The organism is Nocardioides sp. BGA-UO-ETr-FS32, from assembly GCF_059567905.1.
In genome coordinates this window covers 75,061-91,759 of record NZ_JCAQOX010000003.1, presented here as the reverse complement: position 1 = coordinate 91,759, position 16,699 = coordinate 75,061, and the positions used below count along the sequence as shown (strand labels likewise).

At 68.8% G+C, this 16,699-nt stretch carries 11 protein-coding genes; 10 read left to right on the top strand and 1 reads right to left on the bottom strand.

All coding sequences use genetic code 11. The features are described 5' to 3' along the window. The coding region (mobF, locus tag AC57BS_RS01300) for a MobF family relaxase (protein ID WP_496409742.1) at positions 1 to 1,324 on the bottom strand (1,324 nt) is incomplete at its 3' end. A gap of 257 nt (positions 1,325 to 1,581) precedes the next feature. On the opposite strand from mobF, the gene AC57BS_RS01295 reads away from it, so the two are divergent. The 10 genes from AC57BS_RS01295 to AC57BS_RS01250 all read left to right on the top strand — a co-directional run bounded on the left by AC57BS_RS01295 (position 1,582) and on the right by AC57BS_RS01250 (position 16,551). Next, on the top strand, positions 1,582 to 1,950 hold the full coding sequence (locus tag AC57BS_RS01295) for a hypothetical protein (protein WP_496409741.1): 369 nt from the start codon (positions 1,582 to 1,584) through the stop codon (positions 1,948 to 1,950). Beyond that, positions 1,950 to 2,708, top strand: a complete 759-nt coding sequence (locus tag AC57BS_RS01290; RefSeq protein ID WP_496409740.1) for a hypothetical protein — start codon at positions 1,950 to 1,952, stop codon at positions 2,706 to 2,708. Before AC57BS_RS01295 ends, AC57BS_RS01290 begins: the two co-directional genes overlap by 1 nt. Continuing rightward, positions 2,705 to 3,265, top strand: coding sequence for a thermonuclease family protein (locus AC57BS_RS01285; RefSeq protein ID WP_496409739.1), 561 nt, complete (start codon positions 2,705 to 2,707; stop codon positions 3,263 to 3,265). Before AC57BS_RS01290 ends, AC57BS_RS01285 begins: the two co-directional genes overlap by 4 nt. 189 nt (positions 3,266 to 3,454) lie before the next feature. Next, positions 3,455 to 3,727, top strand: coding sequence for a hypothetical protein (locus AC57BS_RS01280; protein ID WP_496409738.1), 273 nt, complete (start codon positions 3,455 to 3,457; stop codon positions 3,725 to 3,727). Then, on the top strand, positions 3,724 to 3,987 hold the full coding sequence (locus tag AC57BS_RS01275) for a hypothetical protein (protein ID WP_496409737.1): 264 nt from the start codon (positions 3,724 to 3,726) through the stop codon (positions 3,985 to 3,987). Before AC57BS_RS01280 ends, AC57BS_RS01275 begins: the two co-directional genes overlap by 4 nt. Further along, positions 3,984 to 5,939 (top strand): DNA cytosine methyltransferase, encoded by a 1,956-nt coding sequence (locus AC57BS_RS01270; protein WP_496409736.1) that lies wholly within the window; start codon positions 3,984 to 3,986, stop codon positions 5,937 to 5,939. The genes AC57BS_RS01275 and AC57BS_RS01270 overlap by 4 nt, the downstream gene beginning before the upstream one ends. Beyond that, complete coding sequence (locus AC57BS_RS01265) at positions 5,939 to 6,166, top strand: hypothetical protein (protein WP_496409735.1); 228 nt, start codon at positions 5,939 to 5,941, stop codon at positions 6,164 to 6,166. The genes AC57BS_RS01270 and AC57BS_RS01265 overlap by 1 nt, the downstream gene beginning before the upstream one ends. 426 nt (positions 6,167 to 6,592) lie before the next feature. After that, positions 6,593 to 6,970: a hypothetical protein gene (locus AC57BS_RS01260; RefSeq protein WP_496409734.1), complete on the top strand. Its 378-nt coding sequence runs from the start codon at positions 6,593 to 6,595 to the stop codon at positions 6,968 to 6,970. Positions 6,971 to 7,530: 560 nt separating this feature from the next. After that, positions 7,531 to 10,758 carry a helicase-related protein gene (locus AC57BS_RS01255; protein ID WP_496409733.1) on the top strand — a complete coding sequence of 1,076 codons (3,228 nt, stop codon included), beginning with the start codon at positions 7,531 to 7,533 and terminating at the stop codon, positions 10,756 to 10,758. A gap of 2,796 nt (positions 10,759 to 13,554) precedes the next feature. Further along, complete coding sequence (locus AC57BS_RS01250) at positions 13,555 to 16,551, top strand: DUF499 family protein (RefSeq protein WP_496409732.1); 2,997 nt, start codon at positions 13,555 to 13,557, stop codon at positions 16,549 to 16,551. The last annotated feature ends 148 nt before the right edge of the window (positions 16,552 to 16,699 follow it).

The following is a 16,699-nucleotide window of genomic DNA, read 5'->3' as shown; positions in this document are numbered from 1 at the left end:
CGTCGGTGACGTCCTGGGCGTCCGGGCGGTGGCCGAGACAGTCCTCGACCATGTCTCGGACGGCCTGCTCACCACCGATGATCGCGGCGGCCTCGGCCAGCCACGCGGCCCGCTGGTCGGCTTCGGCGCGGGGTGCGTGCTTGGCCTGGCGGGTCTGGTCCCACGCCTTCTCCGCGAGGGTGACGGCCTCACCTTCGGTCGGCGGGCGACCGTGCTCGGTCTGGAAGGCGGCCGCCAGCTCGCGGCGGCGGGCCTCGATGGCGCGGTGCCGCTTGGACCAGGTCTTGGCCAGCCGCTCGTCGACGCCGACGATCTCGCGCACCGGCCGCTTGTCGACACCCTTGTCCAAACCGCTCCTGCGGTTCTCGAAACGCACTCCCAGCCGGGCGATGAGCTCGGACTCGATGAGGGTGTTGTACATCTCCGCGAGGGTGACGTTGGCCTTGTAGAGCACCCGTCCGTCGACCGCGAGCCAGCGGCCGGTCTCGTCCTGGACTTTGTTGCTGACCGCGACGTGGGTGTGCAGGTGCGGGTCGGAGGAGCGTGCGTCGCGGTGGGTGAACATGCCCGCGATCAGGCCCTTCGCCTTGACCTGCTGGAGGCCGCCGCGGCCGCGGCGCGTGAACAACACCTCCTTCTCCAGCCACGACAGCGTGGCCTCCACAGCCGAGTGATGGGCGGCCTCGATCTCCTTGGCGACGTCGCGATCGGCCAGCGCCCACAGCGTCGAGACGGACTTCACCGGGGCGAAGGTGAGGTCGTATCCGGCTACCGCGGTGGTCTGCTGGCGGGTGGCCTTGGCCATGAAGGAGCCGCGCTCACGGTCGTCGATCGGTGCCCGCCCGTGCTCGCGGAGGAAGTGCTCGTTGCCCAGCTCGGTGCGGATCTTCGCCCGCACGTCGGCCGGCACCGGGGTCTTCCAGTGCTCACCGCGGGCCAGGTTGTAGGCGACGTAGCGCTTGGCGGTCTCCTGGATGAACTCCGGTTGGTTGCCCAGGTACCGGGCGAACACCCGGCCGAGCTGGGAGGCCTTCTTGGCATTCTCGACGCTCTTGCCGGCGTCCAGGGCGGCGTTCTCCAGCCGCTCAGCGTCCGGGTGGCGCCCCTCGCCGAACAGGTTCCGCATGTGGGTCTCGGTGACCTGCGAGCCCACCTCGAGGTCGAGCGCACCGAGCCCGGCGCCGAACCAGCGGCCCGGCGTCTCGCCCTTCTCGGCGTAGTAGTCGGCCAGTCCCGCGTGGCCGCGGTCGGTGGCATCGTGCACGGCGACCTGACGGGTCAGGTACGTGTACCCGTCTCCCGCCGTGAGCTTGTGCACACCCATCACGCCTGGAGAAGCAACCGCGGCGACCCGGTTTCGGACACCTGCCCGGCACCAATTTCCGACAGTGCATGGGGTGCGAGGGACTTGGTGAGTTCGGAAATGTGGAAAGTAGTCGAGTGTCGGTGCTGGGTTCGTGGTGTTTGGAAAATTCGGTGAGCTCGAGGTGTCCGATCCGGGTCGGTCGAGGTTGCTTCTCGCTTGTGAAGGGGTCGCGGTGGATTTCCGTGACGCGACGATCAAGGAAGAGGTGATCCCCGATGGGGAAGGCGGCACAGGCACAGGCAGGTCGGGACCGGGCTCGGGATGCCCGGCTGAAGGCGGCGCGGGAGCGTCGGCTGAAGCTGGATCCGGACCAGCTGGCGCGGGAGCGGCGCATCGACGAGGCGTCGGTCGACGTCGAGGTCGCCTGGGAGGAACGGGCCCAGGCCGAGCAGGCGATCACGGATGCGGAGATCGCGGCCGCGGCCGCGATCGAGCGGCTCGTTGCGGAGCGGCTCGCGGTCAAGGACGTCATGCAGCTGACCGGACTCGACCAGGCGACGGTACGTCGACTGCGTCAGCTCGAGACCGACTCCGACGACCACGCCGGCATCACTGGTGAGGGTGCCGACGTCGAGGTGGCGTGATGGCGAGCCAGCCGACCATCGTGACCGGCCGCCGGCGGCAGCACGAGCTGCTGCGGTCGTGGTCGGGCTGGGCGCTGACCTCGATCCTGATCGACCCTGCCGAGGTCGCCCACGCCCGGGAGGCCGGCTGGTCGGGCACCAATCACCACGACCCGGAGACGAGGGAGCGGATCGTCGGCGCGGCTCGCGGGCTCGGGTTTGGCGTCGACGGCGGCTGGCACAACCCGGTCGAGGTAATCCCGTGGACAGAAGTTGAAGCGATCGCGCGGGCGGTGCCTGATGAGGTCCGTCAGCAGTTGGTGGAGTTCCGGGCAAGGTGGCGCGACCACCAGGTCGCCTACCCGCGGTTCGTCGCGAGCGCGGACGCGATCGGGTGTGGCCCGATCGTTCCCGGTCAGCCACTCACGCCACGCCAGGAGGCCTACGTGCGCGAGCACGAGGCCTTCGAGGCCAGCGGCGTGCTGCCTGCCTGGGAGCAGAAGCGGGCCTTCCTCGACGCGGAGCGCCTGGGCCTGCACTCCCGGGCGCTCTCCGTGCACGCCGACTCGGAGGCCGGCGACCTCCTCGAGCTGCTGGACGACCAGAAGGTCGACGGGAGCGCGGAGAAGCTGGGCACCGCGGCCGCGGCCGCGTCCGGGCCGCCATCGTCGACGGATCGGCCGGCGCTGCAACCGCCCGCACCCGGCACGACCCCTGCGGCGCTGGCAGCGGGATCGTCGAGCCCGATTGCGCCAACCACGGGAGGAGTGGGCCGATGATCGTGAGCAAGCCGGTCCGGCTCCTGTCACTGGCGATCGTGGCACTGGTGGTCCTCGCCGGCGTACGGAGCATCGTCGGCGGCATTGGGTCCAGCGGCGACCTGTTCGAGGGCGCGAGCACCGATCCCGTGGCTGCCGGCAAGCGGACGCCCGGCGTCGTCGCCCACGTCTTGGACGGCGACACGGTCGAGGTCGCCACTCCCAACGGCCGGGACGTCCGAGTGCGGTTGCTCGGCATCAGCGCACCCGAGATCCCGCAGCCGGGCAAGCGAGGGGAGTGCTACGGCTCCCCGTCCTCGAGCCTGCTCAGGCAGCTCCTGCCGGCCGGCACGCAGGTCACGCTCGTGAGCGACCCGACGCAGGACGACGTCGACACCTACGGGCGCTGGCTGCGCTACGTCGAGGCAGGTGGGCGCGACATCGGACGGGCGCAGATCCGGTCCGGTGCCGCCGCGGCCCGGGACAGCTCAGACCCGGTCTCGCGCCACGCCGCGTACGTGCAGATCGAAGACCAGGCCCGGGAGCGCGGTGCGGGGATGTGGACGGCATGTCGCTGACCTACACGCCGGGACTGATGGCGGCGAAGGGGTTTACAAACGGTATAGGGGGGCTATACCGTATAGGGAGGCTATACCCCGCGGCGCGGGCCGCATCCGTTAGGCGTAGGAGGTCACCACATGAGCAGCTGCGAGGGATGTGCGCAGAAGGGACACGGGCCGGAGGAGTGCGCGAACCGGGATCTCCCGATGTGCGCCCAGATCTGCACCTGCCGGCATGGGGCGCCTGAGGCCGACCCTCCGTACTGGACGGCAACCGCTGCGGTCGCTGATGGGCGTGTCCCGGCCGACGTCGACCTCATCGCGAACCCGCCGACCGACATGGCCGCGCATCTGAGCGACGCGGAGCGGCTGGTCGAGATTCGGGACTTCCACCGTGAGTGGGGCGACGAGGACACCGAGGCCCTCGACCTGCTCTACCTGTGGGAGCAGCTCGGCCGACTGCTGGGGGTGACCCCGTGAGCATCTACGTCGTTGCGGAGCACGGTTCCGCGTACTTCACCTGCGACTTCATTGGCGGCAAGCCCGAGCACCGGTCTGCGTGCCGTGCCGGCATCACGGTTCGCTCCAGCCAGGGCGCACTGTGGCTCGATCCGTCGTGCGCAGAGCTGCCCATCGGCTGGGTCCGCGCCAGCGGCGGGCACTTGTGCGGCGAGCACGCTGGCCGCGTACCCAAGCATGGCCACGTCGCGGCGCTTACCTTCTCGGGGAGTGCGTCATGAGCGCCGCACAGTGGCGCCCGGCGCTGCAGCGACGTCGGTTCAAGCACGACACTCTCGTGGCTGTCGACGCCTTCTCGGGCTTCGGTGGTCTCACGCAGGGGATCGAGCTGGCCGGCTTCGACGTGATCATGGCGGCGAACCACAACGAGTACAAGGTGCGGGTTCACGAGGCCAACCACCCGAACGCTGAGCACTGGATCGCGGACCTGGTCAACAGGGAGGCCTCCGACTACCACTCGGCGCGAGACCTTCCTGCCGCAGACCTCTTCACTGCGGGCATCAGCTGTGTCAACCACAGCCAGGCGAACACGCAGAAGGCGTACGAAGAGGGCCTGACGCTGTTCGACCTCGAGGACGCCGAGTATGAAGCCCGTGTCACCCGGTCCGAGCGTGACCGTGCGACGGCGATCTGCGTCCTGCAGTACGCCGCCCAGCACCACCCGCGGGTGATGCTCATCGAGTGCACGACCGAGTTCGCGTCCTGGGGCCAGCTCGTTCCCGGAAAGCGGAAGGTCGGCGACGGGTCGACCTACCGGTGGTGGCTCAAGCAGCTCGGCCTGCTGGGGTACAACCACAAGGTCCTGTACCTGAACTCGATGTTCTTCGGAGTCGGCCAGTCCCGCGACCGCGGGTACTGGGTCTTCTGGGACAAGAAGCTGCCCGCGCCCGACCTGGACCACCGACCCGAGTCGTGGTGCGACAAGTGCCAGACCATCGTCGAGGCCGTGTGGTCGTGGAAGACCGGCGTCCCGCCGACCGGCTCGGTCCGGTACGGCAAGCAGTACAACTACCGCTGCCCGTCGTGCTACCGCGAGGTCATCCCGCCGTTCACGCCCTCGCTCGACGCCCTCGACCTGTCCAACCTGGGCACCCGGATCGGTGATCGAGCGAAGCCCCTCGCCGCCGCGACGATGGCGCGCGCCGAGCGGTGCCGCCAGCGGTTCGCCGAGTTCCCGGCGGTGCTGATGCCGGCGAAGTCCCAGCGTGGCTCGGAGAGCCACCCCTGGCAGCCGATGGCCACCCAGACCAGCCAGCAGGAGACCGCGGTCCTCTCGACCGGTGCGCTGATGGCGGCCGCGGGCAACACCTTCGAGTGGCCCGGGTCGGAGTGCCGCACCCGCGACTTCTCTCAGCCGCTGCCCTCGCAGACCTCGACGAATGGAACTGGTCTGATCACTCCGCCGGTCGCGATGGCGGTCAACAACTTCCAGGGCGCCCCGCGCGGCGTCGATGAGCCGCTCCCGACCCAGGGCGGGTCTGAGACGCTCGGCCTGCTCTCGGCGCGGATCCTGCCCAACCGCACCAACGGCACGTCCCGGAGCCTGGGAGAGCCGATGGAGACGGTCGTGGGCAACGCCGGTTCCGGTGGCCTCGGCGTTCTCTCCTCGGGCGTTCTGCCGTACCGCAGGCACACCACGCCCACCTCGCACGCTGAGGCGATGCCGACGGTGACGGCCGACCAGATTCCCGGGCTTCTGACCGCGGCCGGGTCCATCAAGAACAACGGGTCGATCCTCGAGGCGAAGTACCGGGCACACCCGGTGTCCGATCCTCTCGGGGCCGTCACCGCTGAGCCGACGCAGGCGCTGCTGTTCTCCGGCTGGTACAAGCAGAACGGCTCCACCGGAACCGAGACCTCCCCGCATCCGGTCGCGGATCCGTTCGGGACGCTTACCTCGCGCGATACGACCGCCATCCTGACCGCCGAGTTGCGTGAGGCGCTCCAGGATCTCGCGCTCGAGGACTGCTACTTCCGGATGATGTACGACCACGAGATCGGTCGTGGCTGCGGCTTCGACGTCGACTTCGCGGACTACCAGGGCACGTTCCAGGTGTGGGGGTCGGCGCGCGACAGGGTCGACGGCTATGGGAACGCGGTCTCACCCCAGGTCGGCTGTTGGATCGGAGGCCGGCTCCGCGCCGTCCTCCACAACGAGGAGGTGGCCGCGTGATGAGCGAGAAGAAGGTTTCCACCACGGTCCCGGGCTCGGGTCCTGATGCAGATGCGCTGGCCGCGTGGAGGCGTGAGCAGAAGCATCTCGGCGCGGTCTGCGACTTCCCCGGGTGCGATCGGCACGCGGAGCTCGGCGGACGGATGTGCGACTACCACGTAATGGTCCGGCTCGCCTCGAACGGCTCCTGGGTCGACGACAGCCACGCTGACGGGGGGCACGGCTGATGTGCTACCGAGAGACCGCCCACTACGTCGTTCTGTGCGACCGCTGCGGCCGGTCCGCGCCGGAGGGCACGGGTTGGTGGACGCCGTCCCATGCCGACCGCGCCGCCCTCGAGGCGGGCTGGGAGATGACAACGACCGAGCACCTGTGCCCAACGTGCGCGGTCGCTGAGGTGACTGACGAGGCCGGGGGAGGGGGCGCGCACCGGCCGGCTGTCGGGTCCTCGACGGGGCCGGACATCTACTGGCCGCCGTTCTCAGCGGCTCGCTCGCGGGAGGAGTCGCGATGACCGACCGGACGGGCATCGAGTGGAGCGACTCGACCTGGAACCCGTCCGGTCGACGCCCAGGTCGCCTTCGACTTCGACGGCACTGGAGCAGGATCGTGACCAGTCGGCGGCGCGCGCTGGGGCCGTTAAGGTCGGCAGCATGCAGCCCACCGATGTGACCGCCGTGCCGGCCGAGGTGGTGGAGGACGTGCTTCGCAACCCGTCAGGTTTCCTCGCCGCGGCCGCGGAAGCAGCACCAGGCTGGGCGTCTCGGTACGGCGGGCCGGAGGGCGTTGCACAGCTGACGAGCGTTCTGCATGACCATCTGGCCCAGCTGACGAAGAGCAACGCCGAGCTCCGAGCCGCGACCGTGGTCTACCTGCGCACCCATCCGGGGCTGTCGCTGCTGACGATCGCGCGGCTGCTAGGCGTGACCAAGGGCGCCGTCCAACACGTCATGCGCCGGGCCCAGGAGGATTCGACGCGCGGGTCAGGGACCTTCGCGCGGCTCGCTTCTCCCGGCGCCTGGCGTTCCTGACGGCCGGACCGGCTCATCCTCGGCCTACGGACCGCCGCAGGGGAGCTCCGGGTCGCCGGCGCGACCCACCCGCTCACGGCGCCGCAGGCGGCGGAACTGGGCGCCGTCCTGGCCGCCGCCGACACTCACCCCGTGGCCTGGCGAGCTCGACACGCGGCACCTGGGCCGGTTCTCGAGCGAGCCGGTCGCGATCACGCGCGTGGACCCCGTCCTGGTCGTGGAGGTCGAGGCGGACACCGCATTCGAGCACGGGCGGTGGCGCCACCTTGACCCGCTACTGCCGCGTGCGCTGGGATCTGTGCGGCTAAGGCGAGCTCAACGAGCGAGGCGATCATCCGCAACCACTAGTGGCTCGCCAGCTGATCTGAGGGGCGGGGAACCGCATCTCAGAATCGACCGGATGGGTGCATGGATGGTATTCGGGCCGGAAGCAGCCACGTCCGACCCCGCATGTGCGAGAGGATCTGAGGCATGCCTGCCCTCCGCTCTTCCGCGCCGCCCACGCGATACCCGGATGGGTTGCGGCGCGGATCCCACGATCAGCGCTTGAGGGGTCGATTGTGAGCGAGCAGCTTGAGCAGGTGTTCGAGCGGGGGCAGCGGGTCCGGGTTCGTTCATCCGGGGTGCCTGAGTTCGCCACGATCCGGTTCGCGCTTCCGGGGGAGGAGCCGGGGTCGTGGGATCTGATCCTGGTCGATGACAGCGATCGCCGGCATGAGGTGAACCTGCGGGCGGGCGACACCCAGACCGTACGACCGCTGGTCAGCGACGGCCGTGGCGACTCTGCGCGAGTGTTGGCCGCGATGTGGACCCAGTGGATGGATGCCGCGGCCACGAACGCCGAGACCAGCGCGATGGCCTCCACGCCGCTGAAGCCGTACGCCCACCAGACCACCGCGGTCTACGGCGCGATGCTTCCCCAGCCGCTCCTGCGGTTCCTGCTTGCCGACGAGCCAGGCACCGGAAAGACGATCATGGCTGGCCTCTACCTCCGGGAGATGCAGCGCCTGGGCCTGGTCCGGCGAGCGCTGATCGTCTGCCCTGCGAACCTGGCCACGAAATGGGTCGACGACTTCGAGCGACTGCTGGGCGGAGGGCTGCGTCAGCTCACCTCCGCCACGGTGCGAGAGGACGCCCTGAACTCCAACGACCTGTGGGTCGTCTCGCTCGAGCTCGCCGCGGTAAACCCTGCGGTGCAAGACGCCATCCGCCCGGACAAGGCCGGCTGGGACCTGGTCGTCTTCGACGAGGCTCACCGGCTCACCCCGACCGCAGCAGGGTTCCACCAGGTCGGGCGGCTGTTGGCCAAGAACACCCCGCGGGCCCTGCTGATGACCGCTACCCCGCACCGTGGCAAGGAGTGGCTCTTCCGGCACCTGCTGCACCTGGTGGACCCCGCAATCTACCCCGACCCGGGTAACGACCCGAACGTGGAGCTCAGCGCCCTGCGGCCCGGCCCGATCCACTTCCTGCGCCGCATGAAGGAGGACCTGGTCGACTATGACGGAAAGACCCGGCTGTTCAAGGGCCGGACTGCCCACAACCACAACATCCCGTTGTCGGCCGTCGAGTACGGGTACTACCAGGCGGCGCTGGACATGGTCGACCGGTTCTTCCCACCGGCGGCCCAGCCACTGGCGCGGATGGTGTACGGCAAGCGGGCCGCGTCCAGCCTGCACGCACTCGCGGAGACCCTGAAGCGCCGGCAACAGCACATGGGCGAGATGAGCGAGGCCGAGGCCGCGCTCATCGCCGAGAGCGACGGCCAGGGCGACGAGACCGAGGTCGACGAGGCCAAGGTCATCCACACCGGGTCGACGTCGACCAAGGCCGAGCGCACCGCGATCAAGACACTGGTCGAGCAGATCGAGGCCACCGTCAGCAGCCCCGCCTCGCAGCCGTCGAAGTGGAAGCGACTCACCGACGACTGCCTAACCAAGCACGGGATCCTGCCCGGAAACGCCGAGCAGGCCGTCGTGTTCACCGAGTACGCCGACTCCGCCGAGTGGATCGCACAGCGGCTCGAGGCCGAAGGGTTCACCGCCAAGCTCTACTCGGGGCGGCAGAGCAAGCCGGAGCGGGACGAGGTGCGCAAGGCGTTCATGCGCGGGGAGTTCCAGGTCATCGTGACCACCGACGCCGGCAACGAGGGCATCGACCTCCAGGCCGCACACGTCCTGGTCAACTACGACATCCCCTGGTCCCTGGTCAGGCTCGAGCAGCGGATGGGGCGCATCCACCGGGTCGGTCAGCACCGTGACGTCTACCTGTACAACCTGGTCGCCACCGACACCCGCGAGGGCGCGACCCTGCTGCGGCTGCTCGACAATTTCGTCACCGCCGCCAACGAGCTGCGCGGCCAGATGTTCGACAGCCTCTCTGCCGTCGCGGAGATCACCGGCATCGACTACGACAAGTGGCTCTCCGACTTGTATGGCAACGACGAGGTCAGGAAGCAGCAGGCGATCGACGCCGCCCGAGCTGTCCAGGCCCACGAGCTCACCCGGGTGGCTCGGCAGGTGCGGGACAACGAGCGGCGATTGGCCAGCCAGGTCGACGCCGTGGCGGCATTGACGCTGCTCCAGCGTGACCTGTTCGCCCGAATCAACCCTGCGATCGTCGAGGCCTACATCGACCGGCTCGCAGCAGCCGGCGTGCTCGAGTCCGCGCCCACCGCGGCCGGGCCTGGCTTCCGCCGCCTGTCTCGGACAGGGGAGAGGTTGCCCGCCAACCTTGGGGGCGGCGTAGAGGTCCATATCGCGACTAGCGGCGATGCCGTCCGCGAGGCGGAGGAGAGCATAGACATCGGGGACACCATCACCCTCGGCCCGGGAGAGCCAGGGTTCACCGATCTGATCGACCTGGCCGCTCGGAGTTTGGCCGAGGACCTCCATCAGTCGGGTGCGGCCGCCGACCCCACCAGCCTGACGCCGTACGACCTGTACGCCTATGAGGCGACGATGACCGAGAGCGACGGCAAGCGGGCCAGTACGTGGGCGACTCTGATCAAGGTCGACGACAGCGGGAACGCCCGAGCAGTGCGCTGGGAGACCCTGGCGAACCTGGTACCGACCGATCAGCCCGGCACCGCGCCGCACCCCGCTCGCGAAGGGCGAGCGTTGGAGTCTGCCCGCGACGTCGCCGCGGCCACGGTGGCTGAGCACCGCAAGGTGCGCTCGGACTGGTTTGCCCAGGCGCGCCGGGACCTGACGAACCTGCCGCTGAACCTCACCGAGAGCATGAAGGACCGCGACATCCGCGTCGAGCTGCGCCGCCGGCTCCAGACGCAGACCGCGCAACGGCTCGAGGAGCTCGAGCGGCTGGCCGACGTGCAGCTGACCCAGCCCAAGCTGATCGGCCGGATCCGGGTCATCGCCGCGGCCGACGTCAGCCTGAAGCACGAGATCGACGCCGAACTGGTCTCCATGCGGCACATCCAGCAGCTCCTCGAGGACGACGGGTGGGTCGTCGAGGACGTCCACACCGAAGGCCGCGGCTACGACCTCGACGCCCGCCGCAACAGCCAGATCCGACACGTGGAGGTCAAGGGCGTGCTCGGCAGCGCGGCCAGCAATGGCATCCGGGTGACCGGCAACGAGGTCCTCATCGCCACCCAGCACCGCAAGGACTACTGGCTCTACGTCGTCGACCAATGCGCCGACGGCAAGGGCCGCTTCTTCGGCGCCTACGAGGACCCCGCCACCCTGTTCGCCACCGACATGACCGGCGACGCGATCTTCCGTGTCCCGGGCAGCAGCCTCAAGAACGCACCTGGGAGCAACGCATGACACGAATGATCGAACGCTGGTTTCCCTGTGCGGAGGTCTCGGCCAATAGCAAGTCAGGGTGGGGGAGCGGCAACGCGGAGGTCGGGATCATGACCTGGTTCGCCAAGCGGCCCACCGCCCAAGCGAAGGCAGCCACGATCTGCTCCCTGCTCCCCTGGCCTGACGACGTAGCGGAGCAGGCTCGACTACAGCAGCTGGTCCGGGACGCGATGACCGGTCGCTATGAGAAGGCCGCGCAGCTCCGCTCCGAGATCCTTCGCAACTCCCCGGACGGAGTGAGCACACTCGATCCGTTCTCGGGGCGCGGCATGATCCCGCTGGAGACCGCACGCCTGGGCCTCCCTGCACACGCGATCGACTACAGCCCCGTCGCGGTGCTCGCCTCACGCCTGCTGACCGACTACCCGTTCCGCGACTGGGGCGCAGAGCCCGAACTTCCCTTCGGCGAACCGAGTGACGCTCTCGTGGACACCACTCCGCGGCTGGTGACGGACGTCGAGCGCATCGTCGACGAGATCGAGGTGCGGCACCGCGAAGCGATGACCGCCTTCTATCCGGCCGTCGGGGGACGCGATGCATGGGGCTATCTGTGGGCTGTCACGATCCCGTGCCAGGAATGCTCGCGCCACTTCCCGCTCATCGGACACTTGGAACTCCGCAGGCCCAGCACCCGGAAGAACCGGGCTACAAAGGCCACCTTCCATGACCCGGGCCAGTCGTACTACATCGACGCCGACGCCACGACGGGGACCTGGGAGGTCGTTGTCCATGAGGGCGGTCCTCGGCGGGCGCCCACTCGACAGGTCCCACCTGGACGCAGCAAGTACGACAGCAACGGCCGGCTGGCAGTCTGCCCGTTCTGCAGCCACGCCCACGACAGGCCCGTGCAGATGAGGATCTTCGCTGAGGGACTAGGAAGCGACTCCCCGCTCATCGCCGCCGACATCGACCCCGACGTCGGCAAGTCCTACCGCGCCCTGGAACCGGACGAGCTCGAAGCGATCAAGGCTGCGACCGCAGCCGTCCGCGAGCAGCCAGGCTTCGGCCCCTTCCTCACCGCGGTTCCCGACGAGCGGATCCCCGCCGGCAATACCTGGACCATCCAGGCCACCGTGTACGGCGCTCAGACCTACGGCGACATGATGAACGCCCGGCAGACGCTGTCCTTCACAACGATCGCCCGAATCATCCGAGACATCGGCACGGAACTGGCCAAACACGGCAACAGCGACGAGTACGTGCGGGCGATGACCGGCTACGCCGCCGCGGCGCTTGCCCGCAAGATCCGGCGCGCCACTCGAGGCTGCACCCTCGACGTCAGCCGAGCCGGGGTCCACGACATCTTCGCGACGGAATCGAGCATCAACTTCTCGTTCGACTACTTCGAGGTCGGGCTCGCCGACGGACCCGGCAGCTGGCGCTCGGTCGCCGACGGGACGATCAGCTCACTCAAGTCGACCATGCCGCCCCACACAGCCCAGCAGCACTCTGAGGTGGTCCGCGGATCGGCCACGAGCCTCCCTTTCCGGGACCGGAGCATCACAGCTGTCGTCACCGACCCGCCCTACGACGCGATGATCGACTACAGCGACGCCAGCGACCTGTTCTACGTGTGGATCAAGCGAGCACTCGCGGAATCCTGGCCCGAACTCGGCATGACAGCCCACGAGTACGGCGTGCAGGAGAAGCAGGACGAGATCATCGTCAAGAAGGGCGGCACCAGCAACAACGACCACCGCAACCGGCAGCACTACGACAAGCTCATCACCCAGGCCTTCCACGAGGCCCAGCGCGTGGTCGAAGCTGATGGAGTCGTCACGATCGTCTTCGGTCACGGCGAACCCGAGGTGTGGCAGCGGCTGTTGACCGCGATCCGCGACGCAGGCCTCGTGCTCACGGGGGCCTGGCCGGCGAAGACCGAGCCGGGCGGCAAGGTCGGGTTCACCAACATCGTCACCACACTCACGATGGCCTGCAGGCCAGCACCAGCGGGACGCCCGCCAGGGCGGAAGGGTGCCGTCGAGGCAGAGATCAAGGAAGTCGTCAAAGAGCGCTACCCCGACTGGGAACGGTGGGGACTGGCCCCTGCCGACATGCTGATGGCCGCCGCCGGACCCGCCATGGAGGTCGTGGGCCGCTACAGCGAGGTCCTCGACGCCAAGGGCGAGCCGGTCGACATCGCGACGTTCCTGCCGCTAGCCCGCGCCGCGGTGCAAGACGCTATGGCCGTCGAGATCAACCACCAGCCCCTGGAAACGTTCGACACCCGCACCCGGTTCGCGCTGTGGTGGGTCCGGCTCTATGGCCGCCAGGGTCAGGCGAAGTCAGAGCTGCGCTGGCAGGCGCTCGCCTCGTCACTGGACCTGACTGCCATCCGGGATCTGGTCCCCGACGCTGACAAGGGCGTGCGGTTCATCTCCTCAAGCCAGTTCAAGGGAAAGATCGACGCCGACTCCGCAGTCATCGACGTCTCCCTCGCACTCGCGGCCGCATCAGAAGAAGGCCTGGAGGCGATGGGCGCTGTGCTCGTCGCCGCCGAGCGCGACCCCGAAGACACCTACCTGTGGGCCACCGTCCAATTCCTCGCCGACCGGCTGCCGGACAACGATCCCGACTCGGTCGCCTTCACCCGTGTCCTGCGCACGAAAGCAGGCATCGGCAACGCCGCCGAGGCCTTCGCAGCCAACAACTACAAGAAGGCGCGCACGCAGAACGACGACGACGCGCAGCTAAGGCTGATCTGATGACCACAAGCACCCCACGAGCACAAGAGCAGAGCAGCCCAGGAGGACAGCCGTGACCACGAGCGTGACGCCCTGGTGGAAGGCGTTGAAGATCCGCCAGGAGATCCTCAACGCCTCTGGCCAGATCGACGATGTACAGATGTCGCTGTTCCGGGCAGTGCATGGCACCGGCACCGACCGGCCGCCGTACGCCGAGGCCGGCTACTACGGCGACATCACCCACCCCACCGAGCGGCTCACCGACCTGCTCACCGAGATCGCTGTGCGAATCGGCGGAGGCGACGACTATCTCAAGGCCCGCGCGGTGACACGGCTCGACCAGGGCATGGGTGGCGGTAAGTCACACGCCTGCATCGGGGCGTTCCACCTGGCCTCCAACCCGGAGGCGCTGCTGGGCACCGAGCTCGGCCAGCGGGTTGCGGACCGGGCCAAGGCCAAGATGGGGCGGCCGCTGGCCAACGACCTGGGACGACCGCACATCGTCGTGCTTCCGTGCGACAACATGACACCCGCAGCCGGCGTCCAGGAACTCGACGGCCCCGCGGTCAACCTCTACGAGCGCTTCCTGTGGCGGCTGTTCTCCAAGGACTACTCGCTCTTCGAGCGCTACCAGCCGTTCTGGAGCGACAAGCACAAGATCGCCGAGGCCATCCGGGCAGTGAACAGACCGGTCCTGATCATCGTCGATGAGGTCCTCGACTACGTCGGCAACGGCCTTGATGGAACGAACAAGCCGGATCTCGCGGCCCAGGACATGGCGTTCCTGCGGGCCCTGCTTGATGTCATCAACGACGTCTCGCACGTGGCGATGCTGGTGGTGATGATCGCCTCGGACACCGACAAGACCGCGTTGTCCCGGGGCGCGCAGGAGCGCCGTGACGATCTGAACAGCCTGCTCGAGCGCAACGGCACCCCCGCCACTGTCACGGAGGTGGGCGACTTCGCCGACATCCTGCGCCGGCGGCTCTTCGACGCCGAGCCGGCCGGTGAGGTCCTCGCCGCGACCGCCCAGCTCTTCGAGCCGGTGCTCGCTGACAAGTCCTGGACCAAGCAGGTGTGGGAGACCATCGGCGCCGACTGGCGCCGTCGGTGGGCCGAAGAGGTGGCCGCTTGTTATCCGTTCCACCCGATGCTGATGAGCGTGGCCAAGGAGGAGTGGAGCAAGGTCACCGGCTTCCAGCGTGTCCGGTCGACCATCCGGATCTTCGCCGCCACGGTGTACGCCCAGCAGCAGCGCGGCAAGGCAGGAGAATGGGTACCGGCACTCATCGGGCCGGGCGACCTTCCGCTCTCCGACAGTGCGGTGCGCGAGGCGATCTTGGGCAGCGGGTTGGTGGAGGACGAGCGCACGATCGCCAACTACCGTAGCCTGGCCGAGATCGAGGTCGTCAACCACGACAGCACCAGCGGGACCGCGCGACGTCAGGACCTCGAGCGGCCCAGCATCTTGTGGAGCGAAAGCAACCCCCGCGCCGCCGAGCGCGCGGCCACCTTCATCTTCCTTGCCAGCATCGTCGGCACATTGCGCCCTGGCCGCGGCCGCGGCGCCAGTGCACCCGAGGTCAAGGCCGCCACCTGCGTCCCTGACGTCAACTACACGATCACCGACGCCGACAGCGTGGTCGACGAGCTGGTCAACCCCGATCGCGGGCTGAGCGCGCTCGACATCATCCCGGGCCAGGGCAACAACAGGCCCGCGCGCTACTTCCTCTCCACCCGCTTGACCCACCGCATGCTGGTCAACAACATCCGCCGCACCATCACCGAGCCTGAGCGGGACCAGGTGATCGCGGAGTTCGCTCAGAAGCTCGCCAGCAGCGGGCCATTCCGCGATCTGCGGTTCGTGCCCGCCGAGGCGGAGCGGACGGCCGCGGATGTGCTGTCGACCGCGGGTCTGGACACCGCATACACGACCCGGCTGATCGTGCTGGACCCGGCGCAGTACAGCCTGCGCAACGGGATGGAGGCTGACACGCTCGAGGCTCTCACCATGGCCATGGGTCTAGGCCAAGGTGCGCAGCAGCTGCCGGTCCAGTGGGCCAGTAGCGCCGTCTACGCCGTCGTGAACACCCAGCGCAGGGGCCTGGTCCGAGGCGTCGCCGTGGAGTACCTCGCTCGGCAGAAGGCGCTCGCGGCGCCCGAGGTCCAGGCCGATGACGAGCTGAAGGCTACTGGCACCAAGGAACTCGCCACCGCGCGCGAGCAGCTGGAGAAGGCCCTGAAGCGGGCCTACCAGCACGTCGCCTACCTGGCCCAGCCTGACCCGGACGGGGAGCGGTACCTCGACCAGCTCACCTTCGACGACGACAACTTCGCCGCTCTCGACGGCACCATCGTGTGGAAGGGCCTGGCCGCCCGCGACAAGGTCTTCGACGCCGGACAGTTCGGCTCCAAGGCACTCCTGCACAACCTGCGCGACCAGGACTATGGGCGCACCCTGTCCGACATCCGGGCGGCGTTCTACAGCGCGCCGCGGCTGCCGCTGCTATACGCCGGCGATCGCGACCTGCAGCAGGCTATCTACGACGCCGTGAGCGAGGGCCTGCTGACCGTGGTGGACGGGGCAGGCACTGCGGTCGCAGTAACCGCGCCCAACCAGGTCAACCTCTCCAGCACAGGGCTGCGGCTGGCCCTGCCTAAGCCGGCCACCTGCCCGAAGTGTGGCCAGCCCGCGCACGACGGCGACTGCGCCACCGGCAGTGACGGGGACCAAGGTGCCGCCGCGGGCCGCGGCACAGCGGGCACGGCCGGCGGTGCCAGCGGCCAGAGGCCGACGACCGGGGGCGGATCCACCGACGCCGGAGGCGACGAAGAGGCTCCTGCCAAGGACAAGCAGGTGGCGTTCTCCTTCACGAGCAACCTCTTGGCCAGCGCAGACAGCGCCGACGGATTCGCCGCCCTGTTCCGCACCTTCTACATGGCGCTGGATGAACGGCAGATCAGCTATCTCCAGGGCACCATCCAGCTGGTGCTGCAAGCCGAGGCGGCCGAGGAGATCCAGCAGCGCCTCGTGGACTTGGGCATCACCCCGACGGTCAAGGACATCTAGCTCGGCGTGCCCCGCTGACCCCGGACGGGCAGGCCACCCGCTACCCGATGCCCGGCGTCGATGATCTGGGAGCGACCTGGTGCTGCCTCAGCAGCAGCGGCCTACGGGATGCCGTGTACGCCTTCGTCGCACGCCTGTGGCCCGCTCG